Genomic DNA, 17945 nt, shown 5'->3' with positions numbered 1-17945 from the left:
GCGCCGGCGCGGCGGGCCGGCGCCCTCCGCCGGGGGGTGAGGCGGCCGTCACCGTGCCGCAGACACAGCGTCGCTCCGTACGACCCGGGTTGGCGGGCCGCGGTCAAACCTCCGCGTCCAACGTGGTCACGGAGTGGGTCCGCGGCGTGTCTGCAGCCGTCGGCGGTCGGTCCGGCCGACGGCGTCCGCGTCGGTCAGCGGGTGCGGAGACTGCTGGTGTACACGTCCGTACGGTTGTGTGGTGCGTCGGAGTTGGTTTCGGTGAGCACCGCCCGCACTCCCTTGCCGTCTGCGACCAGGCCTTGGTAGTCAGTCGTAGACCCGTGAGATCCGTCGTTCGGTCCGGAGCTCCGGGTTTCCGTGCGGCAGTGTGGCCAGCTGGTAGGCGGTGGGCACGGTGGTGGTGTTGCCGGGCTTGAGGAAGCGCAGGTCGTAGTAGGTGAGCGCGACCGTGCCCCGCTCGTCGACCGCGATGGACGGGGAGAAGGCCGGCACGTCCTCAGGGCTGATCAGCTCAGGGGTCCCCCAGGTACGTCCGCCGTCGGTGGAGCGCACGAGCTGGGCGGAGTCGAACCTGCAGCCGGAGAAGTCCGAGCCCTCGTAGGCCATGTACAGCGTGCCTGACTTGGGGTCGACGGCCGGGCTGGGCAGGGTGGCCGCCGCAGCAGTCTGGTGGGGTCGTTCGGGTCGACCTCCGGTACGGAGGTGTCGCGGGCCACGGTGGCCGGGGCGCTCCAGGTTTCTCCGGCGTCGGTGGAGGTGACCACGTCGTGGTGGGTTTCGGTGACGGTGCTCAGGTCGTCGGGGAGGGTGGTCAACTGGACCGCTCAGCGATGGCCTAGGGGTCAGCCGATGCGGACGGTGATCTCGGGAAGGGGTATGTCGGAAAGGTTCAGCTGGATCCCGGTCAGGGTCAGGTAGGTCTGCGAGTCGGTCAAGGCGGAGGTGGTGGACGGCGCCTGGGTCTTCCCGCGCGTGCTCACCAGCAGGTACCAGCCCCCGCGCTTGTAGCTGCGGGAGGCGTCGGGGCGGTCGCCGTTCGGGTTCAGCGTCCAGCCCTGGCGCTCCAGGTCGGCGCAGATCGCGTTCATCTCCGACTGTGCGGCGGTCTTCTCGCGGACGGCCATCCAACCCGTCCTGTTCGAGTGGGCGCCGGCCGCGACGGTCGGGCGGCCCTGCGCCGGGTCGAGGCCCGCCGCGCTGACCGCGGTCCGGATCACCTCGTCCACGGCGTCCCGCGTGAGGGGCGGTGACGTGGACTCCGGTGTGGGCGCCGGCGTGGATGGGGACGGCGTGGGCGCGGGCGCGCCCAGGTGGATGCGCCCGTCGTCGTCTATCTGGACGTGGTTGGGCAGGACCACGGCGGCCAGACTCACGATCAAGGTCGCGGCCAGCCCGATCCAGACCCTCTTCAACAGCGCGTTCAACGCGAAACTCCCCCCGAGTGATCAATCAGAGGGAGTCTCACACATACTGCGCGGGGCCCGGCAGCCATTACCCGTCCTGTGCGGTCAGGAGCAGCACCAGGGCCTTGGAGCGGGTGGTGGTGCCGAGCGCGGTGGCCACCGCTTCGGCGGACATGCCGTCGTCGCGCAGCACGCCGGCGGTCTCCCGGCCGGCCCGGGGGGATCCGCTCCTGCACGCCGGCGGCGCGCAGCGCGGCCCACGGGGCGTCCGCGGTCGTGGTGGTCAGCTGCTCGGTGATCTCGGCCACGAGCGCGGGCAGCCGTTCGGGCAGCGGCAGGGCCGCAGCGCGGACGACGGGCAGGTGCGCGGTCCAGTCCGCGGGTGGTCCCGCGAGGTCGACGTCCGCTTCATACAGGGACTGATCGTGTTTCAGTCCAGGGGGTACTGGGCGGCGCTGCGCCATCCGCATGTGCACACCGCTCGGAGGGCCTCGGCGCGCGGGCGGCCGCGCCGGCCGTCGTAGGCCGACCAGTGGCTGGTCGGCGGCACGTCAGGACCGCTCCCGACAACGAAGTACACCGGGCCCGGTTTGCTGCCGCCGACAAGGACGCCCGGACACGCCCGCATGCGCGTTTCCGAAGTCCACCGTCCACCATTCCCAGTCCCAGTTCCAGTTCCAGTCCCCGAGCACACCGCCCTCTCCCAACGTCAACTGTCCACGGGCCGGCCGGATCCCGCCCCGCCCCTGCCCCGCCCACATCCCGGCGGCGCGAACAGCCAGTGACGTTGGACGTGCCTGCCCGAGCAGGGAACGTGTCACCCGACAGGTGCCTCGACCCCGCCCTCCGCGGCGGCGTGAGCAGGATTGCCGTCAACCGAAGGTGCCTCGTCCTTGTCACCTTGAGATTGTTTGTGGTCGTGACCTCGACACAGACAGCCCAGGGAGACGAGTTGATCACGGAGTACCAGCAGAAGCTGCGCGAGCGCTACGGGGTCTGCTCGGCATCGGCTTCGCCGTCCATCCCGACAGCGGGCACGACCTCGTCATGGTCGTGTCCAGCGACGGCCATGGACTCTTCGACGCGGTCACCGGCGAGAAGGTCGCGCGCGACCGGGACCCGGACCCCGACACCAGCACTCCGGACGCGTCGCCGGAGCTCACCTGCCCCGGGCTCGGCCCGATCGAGGGCACGCCGGTGCGTGTCGCCGGGCTCTTCGGCGGCGGCCTGCACAGCACCACACCAGACGGCTGGACCCTGGACGTCGTCAGCCCCGAGTGGCCCCACGACCGCGTCATCCTCTCCGCCGACGGCGGGTCCCACAAAGGCGCGGCGGGAGGGACGTGGTGGCACGTCTTCCACTCCGAGTACTCACAACTCCGCGCAGCCGGGTTCTCTCCCTCCGGCCTGACCCTGGCGGTCGCCACCACCCTCTGGACCCGACCTGAGCTGCACTTTGACGACTGAGCCGACAGCAGGTTCAGCGGGACAGCGGGAGCCGGAGAGAGCACACCCGTGAGGGTTAAATCCAGCACCCGGGTGGGTTAATTCTGCTAGGGTTCGGCTGGAGGTGGGCCATGCCGAGTCAGGAAGAGCTGTTCGATGCGGTGGACGCGCTGCTGGAGGGCGAGCCGCGGTTGCCGTCTCCGGCGGAGCGGGCGCGGCTGCGTGAGGCGGCCGGTGTCACGCAGGCCCGGCTCGCGGCCGCGTTGAAGTCGACGCCGCAGACGGTGAAGAACTGGGAGAACGGCCGCTCCGAACCGCGCCCGCCGCGCCTGCAGGCCTATGTTCGCCTGCTGGACGGCTGGGCCGAGCGGTACCCCGCGCCGGCCGCCACGGACGCCACCGAGTCCACGCCCGAATCCGCGCCCGCTCCGGCTGCGGTTCCCAAGGCGTCCAGCGGCCCCGTGGAGCAACCCACCCAGCCGGCCACCGCCGCTGCACCCCATCCGGTCGTCAAGGCGCCGGTGGCGGCGGCCGGGCCGCTAGCAACGTCGCGCCGCCCGGCGAGGAAAGCCGCCCCGTCGGCGGCCGTCGACCCGCGGTTCCCGCACGGTCCCCTCGTGGTCCTCGACGGTGAGGGGAGCGCGTACGGCGTGGACGGGATCGTGCTGGACTGCCCGGCCACGACGGTTGCGCAGGTGGTGGAGTGGACGTTGAAGGAGTCCGGGCTCGGTGCGCCGCGCCTGAATCGCAACGGCAAGGACTCCGATCCGCTGGTCGTGCTGACCGCGGCGGCCGCCGTACGGCTGGGTCTGCCCGAGCGGCTGGAGGGCCACGAGCAGCGCCGCTCCCTGCGTCTGCCCGAGGACCACCCGGTCGTCAAGCAGCTCGCGAAGGCGAAGTGGAAGCTCACCAAGCGCGGCTTCGGGCCGTGGGCTCGCATCTACCGGTCGGCGCAGGCCGGGCAGCGTCAGTGCGTGCAGCTCGCGGTCCTGTCGTGGGACGCGCTCGATGCCCGGTCCTGGCCCGGCGTCGCCGGCATGGAGCCGGCCGAGGTCGCCCGCGTGCTGGGGACCTACGCGGCCCGGGTCATCACCCCGCGCGGCTCCACCGCCACCTCCGGGCTGGAGTTGATGACCGCGCTGCGGCCGCCGACCCGCGCCGTGAAGAACGAGACCACCGGCGAGTGGGAGCCCGCCTACAACCCCGGCTCGCTCGGCAGTGAGCCGATGGACCCCGCCCCGCCGGAGGCGCCCGCCGAACACCCGGTCGCGCAGGGATGGACCGGCGGCTTCCTCGACGAGGAGGCCTACCAGTGGGTGCGCGACGTCGACCTGCTCACCGACGAGGAGTGCCTGCTGCCGTACGCGGTCGGTCTGGATCTGAACACCGCGTTCCTCGCTGCGGCCGCGCGTCTGGTCGTCGGGCTGTCCGGGCCCGACCACTTCCACGCGCCGAAGTTCAACAAGAAGATCCCCGGCTCCTGGCTGGTCGACCTGTCCGGGGTCGAGCTGGACCCGCGGCTGCCGTCGCCGTTCACGCCGTCCGGGCAGCGGCCCGAGGGGCCGGCCTGGTATCAGACGCACACCGTCGCCTACGCCCAGGAACTCGGTTACGACGTCGCCCCGCTCGAGGCGTTCCTGCGCAGGGAGACCGGCGCCTATCTGGATCCGTGGCACGACCGGCTCAAGACCGCCTACACCGACACCCTCGCCGACCTCGGCGTGAGCGCCGAGCTGGACGACCGGCGGTTCCTCGCCGCGATGGAGCACCACAAGCAGGTCGACCCGGGGATGGCGGCCGTGCTGGCCGCGATCAAGGCGACGGTCAAGGGCGGCATCGGCAAGCTCCGCGAACGCCCGCAGGGACGCCATTACCGGGACGGGGAGCGGTGGCCGGCGCTGGAACGGCCGACCTGGCGGCCCGACATCCGGGCCGCGGTCATCTCCAAGGCGCGGGTCAACATGCACCGCAAGATGGCCAACACGGCGAGAGCGACCGGCCGGTACCCGCTCGGCGTGCTGTCCGACTGCGTGGTCTACGCCAGCCCCGGCCCGAGCCCGCTCGACTTCCTGCCGTACACCACCTCCGGCAAGCCCCTCCCCGGAGCCTTCCGCCTCGGAACAACGCCGGGCCTCGCAAAGGTCGAAGGTGTCCAGGAGATGGCGTGGGCCGTCGACCTCATGGAGAAGGGCCTGAACCCCGCCCGCCACATCAAGGGCGGCGACGCCGTCCTGGACGAAGGAGAGTAGGCCGTGGGGGACATCGACGACGCTCTGGAGCGCGCGGACCGGGAAGTCTTCACGCGGGAGCCGCCCAAGACACTGAGGGCGCGCATCAACTTCCTGATGGGCAGGCTGAAGACCACCAGGGCCGTGGCCGCCGAGCTCGGTGTCAGCCAGCGGTCCGTCGAGCGCTACCGCACCGGCGACCGCAAAACCCCGCCGAAGGAGATCACCGACCGGATCGACGCGGCCGTGCGGGCCCGCTGGCAGCCCGTGGTCCGCCGGCGCCGACGGCAGCAGGCCGCCGCCCGCACCGGCATCACCGTCGAGACCCGGGCCCGGTTCGGGTACACCGCACCCATCGGCACCACCGACGACGGCCGCATCCGGCGGCTGACCGTGCATCTCCCGCCGGCCTACGCACAGCGCCTCTTCGACGCCCAGCAGCAGGGTGCCCCGGACCGGCAGCTGCGCGGGATCGTCGCCGAAGGGCTGCAGGAGGTGTACTTCAAGGACGGCGGTACTCGCGCCGACCAGCTCGAAGTCGAATTCACGGACATCGACTACATCGACGTGTCGTTCTGAGGGGAGGGGCCGGCCCGGCGGTACTGCCCCCAAGGAATGGGCACCGGGCAGGCCTGACCCGCGTACGCCATATCGGCACGGGCTGCAGCGACTCTCACCGCGCCTCGCCCGGTGTCCCGGCCACCTTGTGGCACCGAGCAGGACGGCACTGGGCGCAACCGCGGATCAGGAGCCGGACCGCATCGTTGTACCGGGCATGATGAAGTGCCCGTCCGAGCTGCCGCCGGGCTCGCTGGTCGTCATCGGCGCCGGGGGCGTCAAGCACCAACTCCAACTCGACGAACCTTGGCCGGCCCTGGAGGACGAGGAGGAGGGGGAGGGAGTCGGCGTCCCGGAGCCGGGTGAGGCGTACGGCGGTTTCGTCTGTCCGTAGATGGCGTAGGTGGCGCAGGTGGCGATCCATTGGGCGTCGCCGAGGGGGTGGCGGCCAGAAGCCGGGGTGGGCGAGGACGGCGTCGTGAAGTAGCCCGGCCGGCTGTTGGCGGGTGTAGGCCGCGGTGCTCGCGCAGACGGCGCTCTCGGCGGTCGCGGAGGCGATGGCCTCGGTGTCGTGGGTGAGAGGGGCCGGCATGAGGCCAGGGCGGCTGTCTCCCCGGCGATCTGCTTCGTTCTGCAGCGGCGACAGCCGGTCGGGCGGGCGCTCACGTCACCAGGTGCAGGGACGTTTCCGCGATGCCCAGCCGTACGCTCTGGCCCCAGGTCAGTTCCAGGGCGTCGCTCTCCATTCCGTCGCCGAAGACCACGAGCCGGTCCGACTCCACGGTCAGCTGCAGCCCCTGCCCCCTCGCCAGCTCACCGGCGACCTTCGTCGTTCCGGTCGTGGGGGAGGGCCAGGCCTCGCGCACGAACCACAGGAGCCGTTGGTCGCAGGGTGCGGGCAGCCTCGCGGGGCTGGCGCGCTCCAGCCACAGGGAATGCAGCCAGCCGGTGGCGCCCGTGCCGGTGCCCACCAGCACCCCGGAGGATGCCTGGGCCTCGCCCTGGTCTTTCTCGCCGTCGGAGCCCAGGCGGTAGCGGGCCGTCTGGTGACCGGGCGAGCCCAGGTAGATCTCGTTCAGCGCGAGAAGGCGCTGGGTGTCGTCGGCGACGGCCTCGACCATGGTCAGCTCCTCTGCCCGGCCACCGGCGGCGGTCGCCGCACGCAGCAGGGCGGCCGCGTCGTCGCAGCGGTGACGGACCAGGACCCCGGGGTTGCGCCCCGGGTCGGTGTCGATGCCCACCACCGGCTGTCCGCGCAGATACTTCGCGGTGTTGGCGACCAGGCCGTCCTGGCCGACGACGACCACCACGTCCTCCGGGGCGAACAGGAAGCGGTCCAGGTCCGCGCGCTCCACCCGGGAGCTGCGCCAGGTGAGCGGCACCGCCGCCGCCACCTCCCGCAGCGCCTTGCGCGTGCGCTCGTGGCGGCGGACCACCTCGTCGATCGACCGGCCCCTGCTGGAAAGGAAGAACGCGGCCTGCCCGTGCGTCCCGTGCCGGGCGAGGAGTTCCTCGTACTCGGTCCTGCGGTGCACGAGCACGGCCCGCGGGGCCAGGCTCACGCGCCCGCGCCTCCTTCCGGACGTCCGAGCCTGGTGAGGAGCCCGGTGAGGACGTCAGGAGAGAGTGTGATGCTCTCGATCCGCGGCAGGTTCTCCGCCAGCCGGGTCGCCGCCAGGGCGTGCAGCGTGCCCGGGCCGGTTTCGTCGTGCACGCGCAGCCAGGCAGCCTGAACCTCGGCGCGCGCCGCGCCCGTCTCGCGCGCCGCCTCGGCGTCCGCGCGGGCCAGGCGGACCTTGCGGGCCGCCTCGGTCTCGGTCCGTATGCCGTCCGCCGCCGCCTTCTCCTCGGCCTCGCGGCGGGAGTTGGTGCCGCGCTGGTCGATCAGCTGCTCCTCGCGTCGCGCCAGTTCGATCTGACTGGCCAGTTCGTTCTCGGCGATGGCACGCTCACGCTCGACGGCGACGGCACGCCGTTCGTAGGTGGCCCGGTCGGCCTCCTGCTGGATCTGCTCGCGGGCCGGGGTGCGCAGGGCGCGCTCCACCTCGGCCTCGGGGCGGATCGCCACGACCCGCACGGTCACCACGTCGATGCCGGTGGCCGGGAGCCTGGGCTCGGCGGCGAGACCGGCGGCGACGCTCCCCCGGACGGAGGCGACGCCGTCCACCAAGGCGACGGCCAGCGGAGTCCGGGCCAGTACGTCCAGCGTGTGCTGCTGCGCGGTCTCGGTGAGGAGAGTGGCGATCTGCTCCAGGGGGGCGCCGCGCCAGCTCCCGGTGTCCGGGTCGACGGAGAAGTCGAGTCGGTCCGCGGCCTGGGCCGGGTCGCTGATCCGGTAGGTGACGGTGGCCTGGACGGCGACGTCCTGGAAGTCGGAGGTGCGGGCGTGGAACGCCATGGCCAGCTCCCGGTCGTCGACCGGCACTTCGGAAAGCGCCGCCGACAGCGACCGGTACCAGAAGCTGAGCCCCCGCCCGTCGTGGGCGAGTCGGCCGCGCTTGTGGTGGCGGATGTGGGCGGTGGGCGCGGAGCGCAGATGACGCCATCCGAAGCGCCGGGTGATGTCGGCCATGGCGAACCCCCTTCATTTCGTCAGTGCGACGATAACGAGACACCTCCATATCGTCAAGGGGACGAAAAGAAGGCTGCCGAGGCGCCGCCCCTGCAGCCCGGTCCCGTCATCGGCAGCCTCGTCGACCGCCTCCGGCCGCCGCATCGACCGCTCCCGGTGCACCTTCGCCGGCGCCGAACGCCCCGCCGGGGCGCGGCACTCGAAGCAGGGAGAACGGCTTGCGGAAGGTGAAGGCCGCCTGACCGCCTGTTTTTTGAACCTGGCTCGGCCCGAGGGGTATGACGGGCCGCGTTCAGTGACGTGTCGGTCGACTGCGTGGACGCCGGGGCGGCGCACCGCTCCACGAGCGGATGGCGGCGTGGCGATCGCACTGACCAGGTGCTTTGGCACGGAAGGTTGCGGCTGATGAGTTACTGCCTGCGTGCTCGGTGCAGCTGCGCGGTACAGGTGATCGAACGTCGATGAAGCGGGGAATGTCATGCTGCTGGAGAACAAGACCGCGATCGTCTACGGCGGCGCTGGAGCGATTGGCTCCGCCGTCGCCCGGGTCTTCGCCGGCGAAGGCGCCACGGTCCACGTGGTCGGGCGCACCCACGCACCTCTGGCGGATCTCGCCCGCACCATCGCCGAATCCGGGGGCCGTGTAGAGGTCGCCACGCTCGACGCGACGGACCGCGCCGCGGTCGAGCAGCACGCCGACGCCGTCGCCCGGCACTCCGTGGGGATCGATGTCGCCTTCAACGCCACCTCCAACGACGACCTGCAAGGCACCCCGCTGGTCGACATGGCCGACGAAGACGTGCTGCGCCCCGTCACCAAGGCGGTCACCACCCACTTGACTGTGGCCACCGCCGTCGCCCGCCATATGATCCCCCGCCGCACCGGAGTGATCCTGGCCATGGGCGGCGGCCGAGAAGCCATCCCCGGCCTCGGCGGCTCCCACGTCGCCTGGTCCGCCCTGTCCGGTCTGTGCCGCCAGCTCGCCGGCGAACTCGGCCCGCACGGCATCCGGGTAGCCTGGCTGCTCTCTCCCGGCTCGCCCGATCCATCCAGCCCGCCCGAGGACGACCCCGAGGCGAACGCAACTCTGCTCCACCGCCGGCCCCGTCTCGAAGACGTCGCCTACGCCGCAGCCTTCCTCGCCTCCGACCGCGCACCGACCATGACCGCCACAGAGGTCAACATCACCGGCGGCGCCGTCGTCGACTGAACGCACTCGCCGAGCCGTCCCCCGCCCCGCGTACACCGGGCGCATGCCGCCGTCCGCGCGGTCATCCGGCATCGCGACCCGCGTACCCGACGAGGACGCCGTCATCGTCGTGGCGCTCCCGTCGACGTAGGCCCGCGACGCGGAGCCGGTCGAGGAAGTCGGCATGGGCCTGAGCGAGTGCGGCGGCCTGGCGAAGGGTGCGCTGCAGCGACTCCGCACCGGCACCGCGCCTCCGCGGACGGCGACAGCCACTCGGGCCGACCGGGCCGCGCGCCCGCCCCCGACGAGCCGCGCGCACGGACGCCGGACCTCGGTCCAGTGGGTGGTGGGGCGGCCCGGCACTACTGCCGCCAGAGCGCTCTGGTCACCGGGCCTCGCCCGCGCACGCCCTATCGGCGCGGACTGCGCCCGACCATAGCCGCGGCCGGCCGTCGCCCCGCATCACAAGCACAGCGTTCGGCATCCTGTGTGACATGCGCGGGCGAGGGTTGACCCCCGGCGCTGACACCGCCACCACCGCAGCCTGCCCGCCCCTCTCGCATCCCCCGCACCGTACGCCGGCAGCCGGCCCGGTTTCGCAGCGGCCGAGGACGAGGAACTGGAACCGGATGTGCGGCTGGTGATGGTCTCGCGGGAGTGGATCGGCGTTCGTGGTTGCCGCAGACGTGAGAACAGGCCTTACAGGGCGCAGTGCAGCTTCGCCATGGCCGGCTCCGGCGCCGATGGGACAAGTACCAGTACGCCAGAACCGCTTACGTACGTACATTCGGAGAAATGGCAGAAGTGGCTGTTACGAGGACTTGAACCCGTTCGGCGCAGGGACTGCGGGTGACAAAGAAGCCGGGCGACCGCGGGGCGGGACGCTGCGGGCCATGGCCCTCCTGGGCATGCATCGGACCAGCCCACCCGAGGGTCAACGCGGCCTTGACGCATGCCCCTTACAAGGGAGGGTTACTGACTTGTCCGGATTGGGCAACACGGGACGTTTTCATTGCTTTCGGGCGTGATTTGGCGCCAGAGTGTGGCTCCTCGGCAGGACGCCGGGAACTGTTCGGAGCCAGCCCGGCGTGCACGAGGCCGGGCCAGGTTGACCGTTGAAGGAGCCATCCGCATGTCTGCTTCTCTCGCCACCCGCCGCACTCTCGCCGGCCTCCTGGCCGTCGGCGCCCTGATCGGCGCCGCGGCGGTGCCGGCCGCCGCCGACGACCACCGGCGCGACCACCGCGGCCCGCATTCCTCCATCGTCATCGGTGACGTCGAGAACGCCAGCCGCGGGCGCGACAACCGCGCCCTGAACAGCGAATGGGTCGAGGTGAAGAACACCGGCCGACACAGCGTCGACCTGCGCGGCTTCACCCTCACCGACAAGCAGGGCAACCGCTACCGCTTCCACGGCTTGCGCCTCGACGGACGCTCCAGCGTCAAGGTCCACACCGGCCAGGGCCGCGACACCCGCCGCGACGTCTACCAGGACCGCCGCCACCAGATCTGGGACGAGCGCGACACCGCCACCCTCCGCGACAACCGCGGCAACGTCATCGACACCGAGTCCTGGGGCCGCCGCGGACGCCACCACGGCCGCTAGCCCACTTCGGCAGCCATACCCATACCCGCAGAGACCGGGAGCTGCCACCAGCTGAACCCAACGGCGTGCCACGGCAACCCAGCCGCGGCACGCCGCACCCATGACAGGCACCGGCACCCGACTCCGTACACGATCCGCCAGCGGAACCGTGCGGCCAATGGCGCAGGCAGAGCCCCGTGGACGTTGGTCAAGCGGCCCGTGAAGCAAGGGGCCCCGACAGCGGGCAGCCGATCCTTCAGGGCTTCACCCGGGGTCGGCGTCGGGTGGGGGTCGGAGCCGGGCTGGATCCTGGCGACCGGGGCGGTGACCGGCGACGTGCGACGTCGGCCGACCCGCCCGCAGTCGGCAGCGCCACGGTGCTGGGAGCAGCCCTTCAGGTGCGGCTCCCGGCAGTCTCCATCCCCGCCTGCTCATCTGGCCGATGACCGCTTCGGTGGTGTCGCCTCCTCTGATCCTGGTCCAGCCGCGGTATCCGGGCAGGCAGGTCCTGGATCATCGCTCCGCGGCGGGTCTGGAGCGTCAGCCGGCCATGCAGTGAGTCAGGAGGATCAGGCGCGCACCGTGTACCAAGCACCGAGACCGCTGCATCCGCGTGCGTCATAGGTGGTGCTGCGGTAGCCCGCCGGGATGGGCGAGTAGGGGCAGGTCCAGATGCCGTTGCGGACGAGCTGGTGGAACCAGGCGCCGATGCCGCTGCAACCGTTGCGGTCGTAGCCGGTGGTCACGTACCCCGCCACGATCGGCGAGCCCGCGCAGGTCCAGATTCCGTCACGCGCGAGTCGGTGGAACCACGCGCCGATGCCGCTGCAGCCGTTGCGGTCGTAGCTGGTGATGACGTACCCGGTCACGATCGGCGAGCCGCTGCAGGTCCAGATTCCGTCGCGGGCCGGGACCTGGAGCCAGGAGCCCGCGCCGTTACAGCCGTTGCGGTCGAAGGCGCTGATGACATAGCCGGCCGGAACGGGTGTTCCGGGGCAGGTCCAGCCGCCTGCTGCGGCCTGCGATTCGCTGGCCGCGGCGCTTGCCGTACCGGCGACGGTTCCGGCGAGGACGACAGTCACGAGGAGCGCGACTGCTCCTGCAATGGCGGTGGCCCTGTTCCGGAATGCCTTCAAGGCCGTCATCGTCGCGGAATTCCACGAACTGTGCACGCGGTGAAATATCCTGTTCAATTCACACCATCCCTATCGGCGCGCCACATTGATGTATCCCGAGGCCAAGAGAAACCGGCGACGGGACGAGGGTCACACTAGTTGTTCGCCGTGTGAAGGAAAGGTGCGAATACGGAAAAGAAAACAACTTGACCTGAAACCCACAGGGCAGCACGTCAGTACGTTGAGAAAACCTCGCGCGCCGCAGACCTGACGAGCTCGGTGTGTGCATGTGAGCTGGGCGAACGCACACGGATGGTGTGGGTCCAGGCGTACGGCTCGACGGCGACTTTCAGACGAGTGCACCGTCATGCCTGACGGTGCACCTGAGCACAGCACCGGCCTTCCGGCCGTCCGTGAATACCGTCGGCTTGCCTCCTCCTCGCCGAGGCCGAAGCCCCGCGCAGCCGCGCGCGGGGCAGCCCGGCCCCGGCGGCGCAGCCCGGCGAGCTCATCCGGCAGTTGGGCCTCATACAGCGCGCTGGGCTCCGACCTGCGCGTGTTCGGGGTGGAGGAGGTTCAGTGCTCGCAGAGGGAGAATTCTCGTTCGTAGAGCTGCTCGTTGTGTTCGTCGACGAAGAACTTGCGTTCCTGCATCAGTTGTTCGCGGTGGTTCTTGGCCTGTTCAAGCGTCATGGTCGAGGTGTCGGACCATGGTTGTTGCGGTGGCACATCGGATGTGGAGACGATGTTTTCCGACGGGTCGACCAGGAAGAAGGCAAGAATTTTGCGATATCCCGGGCGGGTGGGGTCCGCGAGACGGAATGGGCCGACGCGGTGTTGCAGGACGTTCGGGAACGCCAGGCAGCGGCCCGCCGGGGTCGATGCCGATCCCAGCATCTGGTTCAGTGCGTCTTCGTCCTCCAGGCCGTAGACCTCACGCAGGCCGTTGTCGTCGTTCTGTTCGTAGGACGGGTCGTCGAGTGCCGCCCGGAAACTCAGCCGGCTTTCGGTGAGGTTCTCGCTGTCCCAGTAGTAGATGCCGGTCGAAACGATCCGCTCGTTCATCATCCCCTCGACATGCCAGGAACCGCCGGGGTACTCGGGCTTGTCCGGGGTGAGATGAATGGTGGCGAGCTTGACGATGACCTGGAGACGGCGGCCGCGCAGGTCGACTCGGGCGGATTCTTCGGGCACCTCGGGCGGGGTGAAGGCCGGGGCGTCCGGGATGACCGGACAGCGGTTTTCCCACCAGTCGTCCTGGGCCTCTTCCCAGGAACGGAGGGCTTCTGCGTAGGCCCCGTCATCACTGTAGGAGGCTTTGTCAGGACGCTCCGGCTCCGAGTCGTACCACCCGTAAGGATCGGCCTCGATCCGCAGGGGCCGCGGATGGCGCAGATCGGTGAGCACGTTCTCCAGCAGCGGGCGAAAGCGCGCGAACACGTCGGGCAGGACGGAGGCCAGTTCGCGATTCGTCTCGGGGTGGACGTTGTTGACGTACGAGCGGAAGGTGACATCGCCGTCGTCACTGACGTCGACGTCCGTGGGGAGCCACTGGAATCGCTCCGAGAATTCGTACCTCGAATAGCGGTCCGTCGGGTTCTGCCAAGCCCGCTCGGGCGCACCGCTCACCTCTCTCACCAGGCAGAACAGTGAGGGATGAACCAGATCCAGTACCTGGCCGTCGGATCCGGGATGCCAGTCCTGTTCTGCTTCGGGGACCTGTTCCAGCACTCGAACCGCCTCGCGCAGCCGGGATCTGAGCTTGTCGTCGACCAGTGTGTCCGACTGCCATACCCCGTCGACGGCGGACACCTCGGCGCCGGTTCGTCCGTCCCGCAGGGCGGCGTAATGCAGGAGTTCGGCAAGCACGTAGCGTATCTGCGCTTCAGTGAGGCCCTGGGTGACTGCTTCTTGCGTCCACCTGGCGACGATGTCGGCATCGTGCATCTTGTCGAACCACCCCGGCTTCGCCCGAATGTGTGAGCTGCACTGCATCATCTGCAGTTCCCGCAGCGTTCGGGGTGTCGCGAACGCTATGGAACGGGAAGCGTGAAAGGGCAGCGGGAAGGCAGACAGGCCGGTCAATTCTCTTGGTCCTCTTGGTCGGTGTGCGGTGGCGGGAAGGATACTTCAGCAGACTGACACCGCAGCAGGGTCTCGGACCCCGTGCCGCTCGTCATCTTGCGTGCACGCCTCATTGCCCCGGCCTGCACCGACTGGGCCGGAGTGACGGCGGCCGCAGCCGCCTCAGGGCTGCCCGCGGATCCGGGGCCCGGGAGCACACGATGACGTCCCCCCGGGCCCCTTCTCCCGCCGATCTACGGGGTCCAGCCGCCCAGCCAGTGCGAGACCTCGTGGTATGCGGCCTGGGCGTCGGTCAGGTGGGGCCGGTCGGTGCTCTTCGGGCCGGCGCCCGGGCCGGTGTTCATGTACTCGGCGAAGCGGTCGTCCTTCCAGGCGAAGCCGCCCATGTCGCTCCAGGGCGTGCGCTTGATGGCGGCGCTGAGGTGGGAGTTGCGGACGGTGGCCTGGGGGTCGGCCGTCTTGTCGCCCCCGGGATGCCAGTTCCGGCCGAGGTGGAAGGAGGACGCGGCCACATCGCCGTTGACCGTGGAGCGGTTGATGAGGATGCCGTTGCGGCCGGCCGGGGTGCTCGGGGCGGTGATGTAGCCGGCCGAGGTACCGTTCCAGCGCTTCTTGAGGGTGATGACCGACTGGTCGATCACGGCGGTGGCACGGCCGAAGATGAAGTCGACGTTGCCGACGACGTAGGAGTTGGTGACGTAGACACGTCCGGGCTTGTCCGGCGCCGCGGTCTCCATCTCCAGGGTGTCCTGGTCACCGGTGACGATGACGCCGTCCAGCACGATCTTGTCCGCAGCCGTGAGCAGGGCGACCGCCTGATGGCCGTTCAGGGACTGGTTCGCGGCCTCGTCGAAGTCGTTGGAGACGCTGAGGTTGCGGAGCTGGGAGTCGTCCGACCGGACGGCGACCGTGGCGCTGCCCGGTGTGCCGTACGTGCCCGAACCGTCCGGCTTCCGCGTGCCGGCCGCGTTGCCGTACACGATCACCGTGTCCTTGCGGCTCGCGCCCGAGCCCTGGATGGTGATGTGCGGCTTGCTCGCCGGAACGTCCACCGTCTCGCGGTACGTGCCCGGCTTGACCGAGATGACCACGCGGGAGGGATTGCCGACGGGTACGGCATCCACCGCGGCCTGGACCGTCTTGTACGTGCCGGATCCGTCCTTGGCCACGGTGAGGGTGGTCGCGGCCGCGGCGGAGGGGGTCGTCGCCCTGCCGATGGCGGGGCGGGGGCCGGCGCCGGACTTCACCTTCGAGGGGACGTCGGCGGCCGCGTCGAGGGTGTAGCGGTAGTAGGTCGTGGGGTCGAAGGCCGTGCCACCGCTCTCGTTGCGGCCGGTGGTGTCCACGAACACATTGCCGCGCTGCACGAGAGCGGCCGTGCCGTCCTTGATGACCGGGTTGTTCATCCCCTCGAAGTAGCTGTTCTCCAGCACCATTTTCGTCCCGCCGCGCGCGTAGTTGCCGTAGGAGGAGGTGATGGCCGAGTCCGGGTCGTCCTGCAGGAAGTTGTTGTAGAGGTGTGCGTGCGCCACGTTGTCCGTCGAGGGGTTGCGCTGCTCGGTCTCGTGGAACCAGTTGTGGTGGATCGTGATGTCGGCGGTGACGTGGTCGCTCCAGCCGATGCCGAAGGCCTTGTTCTCGTTCTTCAGCTGGTTCCAGGACACCGTCAGGTATGTGGTGTCCTTGCGGCTGTCGATCAGTCCGTCGGCCATGTTCCGCAGGTTGTTGTGGTCGATCCACACGTGGTGGGCGCCGTCCATCTGGATGGCGTCCCAGTCGTGGTCCTTGTCGTTCCACGTGCCGGCGTAGGAGTCACGGATCGTCAGGTTTCTGATGATCACGTTGTGGACGCCCTGGCCGAGGAAGAACCCTCCGCCGACGATGTGTCCCGAGGTGCCTGCGCCCACGATGGTCTTGTCCGAGGCGACCTTGATCTCCTTGCCCTTGGGGTTCATGGTGATCGTGCCCGCCACGACGATGACGTACGGTTTTGGGGCGGTCGCGTACTTCTCCAGGTCGGCCAGGGTCTTCACGGTGACGATCGTGCCGTCCCGCCCGCCGTAGGTGCCGTTCTGTCCCAGCGCGTCGACCGAGGCGAAGCCGTCCGCGGCCTCACGGGCCCAGGCCGGGCCCGTGGTGGCGGCCGCGGCCTTCGGCCGGGCGTCCTCGCCGAACACTCCGAAGGCTCCGCCGTACGACATGCCCACTGCGGTGGCCGTGGCCAACGGGATGCCGGCGGTCAGGCCGAGTCTGCGCCTGCGGTGCCGTGCCCTGGGCTGCGTGGTTTCCATTGTTCACTGTCCTTGGGGGATGGCTGTGGGGTGTACACCGGCCAGTTGCCGCCGCAGGCGGAAAGGTTGCCGTGTGTCCGTGGCACGACGCCCGTTGCCGCCCGCCCGGTGCCCGCACGGAGGGCTCTCACCCCGCCCCGGGTCCGCCGCGGGGCGCCCCGTACTCTCCTTCCGATCCGCCGCCCATTGAAGAGAGTCCCCGTGCGTACCGCTCACCGTCTGACCGCCGCCGTCGCCGTCGCCTTCGCCGGTGTCGCGGCACTGGGGCTCACCGGATGCCTGCCCAAGCCGACCGAGGCGTCCTCCTTCCGTCCGGCCTCCGAGGTGCTGAACGAGTCCGTGACCGCACTGCGCGGCGCGTCCTCGTTCACCGTCAGCGGGAAGACGATGACCGAGGGCCTACCCACCCACGTGAACCTGTCGATCAGCAAGACCGGCGAATGCACGGGCACGATGTCGCTCCAGAGCGGCAACGCCAAAGTGATCCGCACCCGGGACCACGTGTTCTTCCAGAGCGACGAGGCCTTCGCCCGCGCCCACACGCAGGACCTGCCCGAGGAGGAGGCGGACCAGGCGTTCAAGAACGCCACACGCCTCTGGATACGCACGAAGACCTCGGACCCCGCTCTGAAGGGACTCGCCGCCCTGTGCGACAGGGACGGGATGCTCAAGGCGTTCTACGGCCTGGCGGGCGCGGAGAGGGGCGGGCCGGCCGAGGTCGACGGCCGGGAGGCGCTCACGATCACGGCGGGCAGGCACGTCTTCCTCGTGGCCGCCGAGGGCGAGCCGTACCTGCTCAAGGCGACCGCCGGCGGGCCGGAGGGCATCGATCTCGCCTACACCGCCATCAACCAGCCGGTCCAGGTGGACGTTCCGGCCGACAAGGACGTCTACGCCCCGGACGACATCGGCTGACGTGTACCCCGTCGCGCCCGCACCCCCCGGGTCCCGGGCCGTCGTCCGGGGCGTCTGCGGAAGCGTCCTCGCGGCCGCCGGTGGGCGGCTGAACCGGAGAGTCCCCGACCGCCTGCGGGTGCGTGTGCGGGCCTCGCCCAAGCCGCCGGCGGCTGCGGCTGGTACGGGGCCGAGGCCGTACCCCCGGCTGACTGCCACGTCGGTGTCGTCGCCTTCGCCGACGGCAAGGCGATGCGCAGCTGGTAGCGGGAGTGGCGGCGGTGGCCGCCCGTGGAGCGGGAGCGGAGCGGGGTGATCAGGCGGGCTTCGCCGCTGTCATCGCACCCTTGTGGAGCATACGGAGGGGCCCTGGTGCCATGTGGCACCAGGGCCCCGAAGGAACTGCTACACCATCTGCCGGCCCTGGTACTGCGCCGGCCTTCTGTTTCCACAGACCCGACTGATACGCGGTCGGGGGTGCGGGGATCGCGGTTGCTTGACCGGAGACCACCTCACTATCGATGTCCTGCGGTACCCGGACTCAGACTTCCGCCCGGGCGATCCTGATGGCGCCCA

14 protein-coding genes are annotated in these 17945 nt (G+C 70.3%); 7 read left to right on the top strand and 7 right to left on the bottom strand.

The genetic code is table 11. The annotated features are described in order from the left end of the window. Positions 1-309: 309 nt before the first annotated feature. Both ACWGIF_RS25720 and ACWGIF_RS25715 read right to left on the bottom strand, forming a co-directional pair. Complete coding sequence (locus ACWGIF_RS25720; protein WP_453500869.1) at positions 310-609, bottom strand: hypothetical protein; 300 nt, start codon at positions 607-609, stop codon at positions 310-312. 236 nt (positions 610-845) lie between these two features. Beyond that, on the bottom strand, positions 846-1427 hold the full coding sequence (locus tag ACWGIF_RS25715; RefSeq protein WP_453500868.1) for a hypothetical protein: 582 nt from the start codon (positions 1425-1427) through the stop codon (positions 846-848). Positions 1428-2453: 1026 nt separating this feature from the next. Here ACWGIF_RS25715 and ACWGIF_RS25710 point away from each other — a divergent pair. From ACWGIF_RS25710 to ACWGIF_RS25695, 4 genes are all read left to right on the top strand, one after another. Beyond that, complete coding sequence (locus tag ACWGIF_RS25710; RefSeq protein WP_453500867.1) at positions 2454-2873, top strand: hypothetical protein; 420 nt, start codon at positions 2454-2456, stop codon at positions 2871-2873. Between the two features lie 110 nt (positions 2874-2983). After that, a complete protein-coding gene (gene tap, locus ACWGIF_RS25705) occupies positions 2984-5101 on the top strand; it encodes a telomere-associated protein Tap (RefSeq protein WP_453500866.1) in 2118 nt (705 codons plus the stop codon). Positions 5102-5104: 3 nt separating this feature from the next. Then, a complete protein-coding gene (gene tpg / locus ACWGIF_RS25700; RefSeq protein ID WP_453500865.1) occupies positions 5105-5659 on the top strand; it encodes a telomere-protecting terminal protein Tpg in 555 nt (184 codons plus the stop codon). 196 nt (positions 5660-5855) lie between these two features. After that, complete coding sequence (locus ACWGIF_RS25695) at positions 5856-6032, top strand: hypothetical protein (RefSeq protein WP_453500864.1); 177 nt, start codon at positions 5856-5858, stop codon at positions 6030-6032. Between the two features lie 268 nt (positions 6033-6300). On the opposite strand, the gene ACWGIF_RS25690 is transcribed toward ACWGIF_RS25695, so the two are convergent. After that, on the bottom strand, positions 6301-7200 hold the full coding sequence (locus tag ACWGIF_RS25690; RefSeq protein ID WP_453500863.1) for a hypothetical protein: 900 nt from the start codon (positions 7198-7200) through the stop codon (positions 6301-6303). Beyond that, complete coding sequence (locus ACWGIF_RS25685; protein ID WP_453500862.1) at positions 7197-8210, bottom strand: SPFH domain-containing protein; 1014 nt, start codon at positions 8208-8210, stop codon at positions 7197-7199. Before ACWGIF_RS25685 ends, ACWGIF_RS25690 begins: the two co-directional genes overlap by 4 nt. A 478-nt stretch (positions 8211-8688) precedes the next feature. Here ACWGIF_RS25685 and ACWGIF_RS25680 point away from each other — a divergent pair, with 478 nt between their 5' ends. Both ACWGIF_RS25680 and ACWGIF_RS25675 read left to right on the top strand, forming a co-directional pair. Then, positions 8689-9420: an SDR family NAD(P)-dependent oxidoreductase gene (locus tag ACWGIF_RS25680; RefSeq protein ID WP_453500861.1), complete on the top strand. Its 732-nt coding sequence runs from the start codon at positions 8689-8691 to the stop codon at positions 9418-9420. 1111 nt (positions 9421-10531) lie between these two features. After that, on the top strand, positions 10532-11005 hold the full coding sequence (locus ACWGIF_RS25675; RefSeq protein WP_453500860.1) for a lamin tail domain-containing protein: 474 nt from the start codon (positions 10532-10534) through the stop codon (positions 11003-11005). 548 nt (positions 11006-11553) lie between these two features. Here ACWGIF_RS25675 and ACWGIF_RS25670 read toward each other — a convergent pair. From ACWGIF_RS25670 to ACWGIF_RS25660, 3 genes are all read right to left on the bottom strand, one after another. After that, entirely contained in the window at positions 11554-12066 is a 513-nt protein-coding gene (locus ACWGIF_RS25670; RefSeq protein ID WP_453500859.1) for a hypothetical protein, read from the bottom strand. Between the two features lie 609 nt (positions 12067-12675). Then, on the bottom strand, positions 12676-14184 hold the full coding sequence (locus tag ACWGIF_RS25665; protein ID WP_453500858.1) for a DUF4246 domain-containing protein: 1509 nt from the start codon (positions 14182-14184) through the stop codon (positions 12676-12678). 233 nt (positions 14185-14417) lie between these two features. Further along, positions 14418-16475 (bottom strand): pectinesterase family protein, encoded by a 2058-nt coding sequence (locus ACWGIF_RS25660; RefSeq protein WP_453500857.1) that lies wholly within the window; start codon positions 16473-16475, stop codon positions 14418-14420. Positions 16476-16676: 201 nt separating this feature from the next. On the opposite strand from ACWGIF_RS25660, the gene ACWGIF_RS25655 reads away from it, so the two are divergent. Further along, positions 16677-17390, top strand: a complete 714-nt coding sequence (locus ACWGIF_RS25655) for a hypothetical protein (RefSeq protein WP_453500856.1) — start codon at positions 16677-16679, stop codon at positions 17388-17390. Positions 17391-17945 lie beyond the last annotated feature (555 nt).

This window comes from Streptomyces sp. NPDC054849 (assembly GCF_053610945.1).
This window is presented reverse-complemented; position numbering and strand designations above follow the sequence as displayed.

Coding starts and splice junctions, on each gene's coding strand:
- ACWGIF_RS25680 (WP_453500861.1), top strand. CDS start 8,689: ATGCTGCTGGAGAACAAGACCGCGATCGTCTACGGCGGCGCTGGAGCG.
- ACWGIF_RS25675 (WP_453500860.1), top strand. CDS start 10,532: ATGTCTGCTTCTCTCGCCACCCGCCGCACTCTCGCCGGCCTCCTGGCC.
- ACWGIF_RS25660 (WP_453500857.1), bottom strand. CDS start 16,475: ATGGAAACCACGCAGCCCAGGGCACGGCACCGCAGGCGCAGACTCGGC.
- tap (WP_453500866.1), top strand. CDS start 2,984: ATGCCGAGTCAGGAAGAGCTGTTCGATGCGGTGGACGCGCTGCTGGAG.
- ACWGIF_RS25710 (WP_453500867.1), top strand. CDS start 2,454: ATGGTCGTGTCCAGCGACGGCCATGGACTCTTCGACGCGGTCACCGGC.
- ACWGIF_RS25685 (WP_453500862.1), bottom strand. CDS start 8,210: ATGGCCGACATCACCCGGCGCTTCGGATGGCGTCATCTGCGCTCCGCG.
- ACWGIF_RS25720 (WP_453500869.1), bottom strand. CDS start 609: ATGGCCTACGAGGGCTCGGACTTCTCCGGCTGCAGGTTCGACTCCGCC.
- ACWGIF_RS25695 (WP_453500864.1), top strand. CDS start 5,856: ATGATGAAGTGCCCGTCCGAGCTGCCGCCGGGCTCGCTGGTCGTCATC.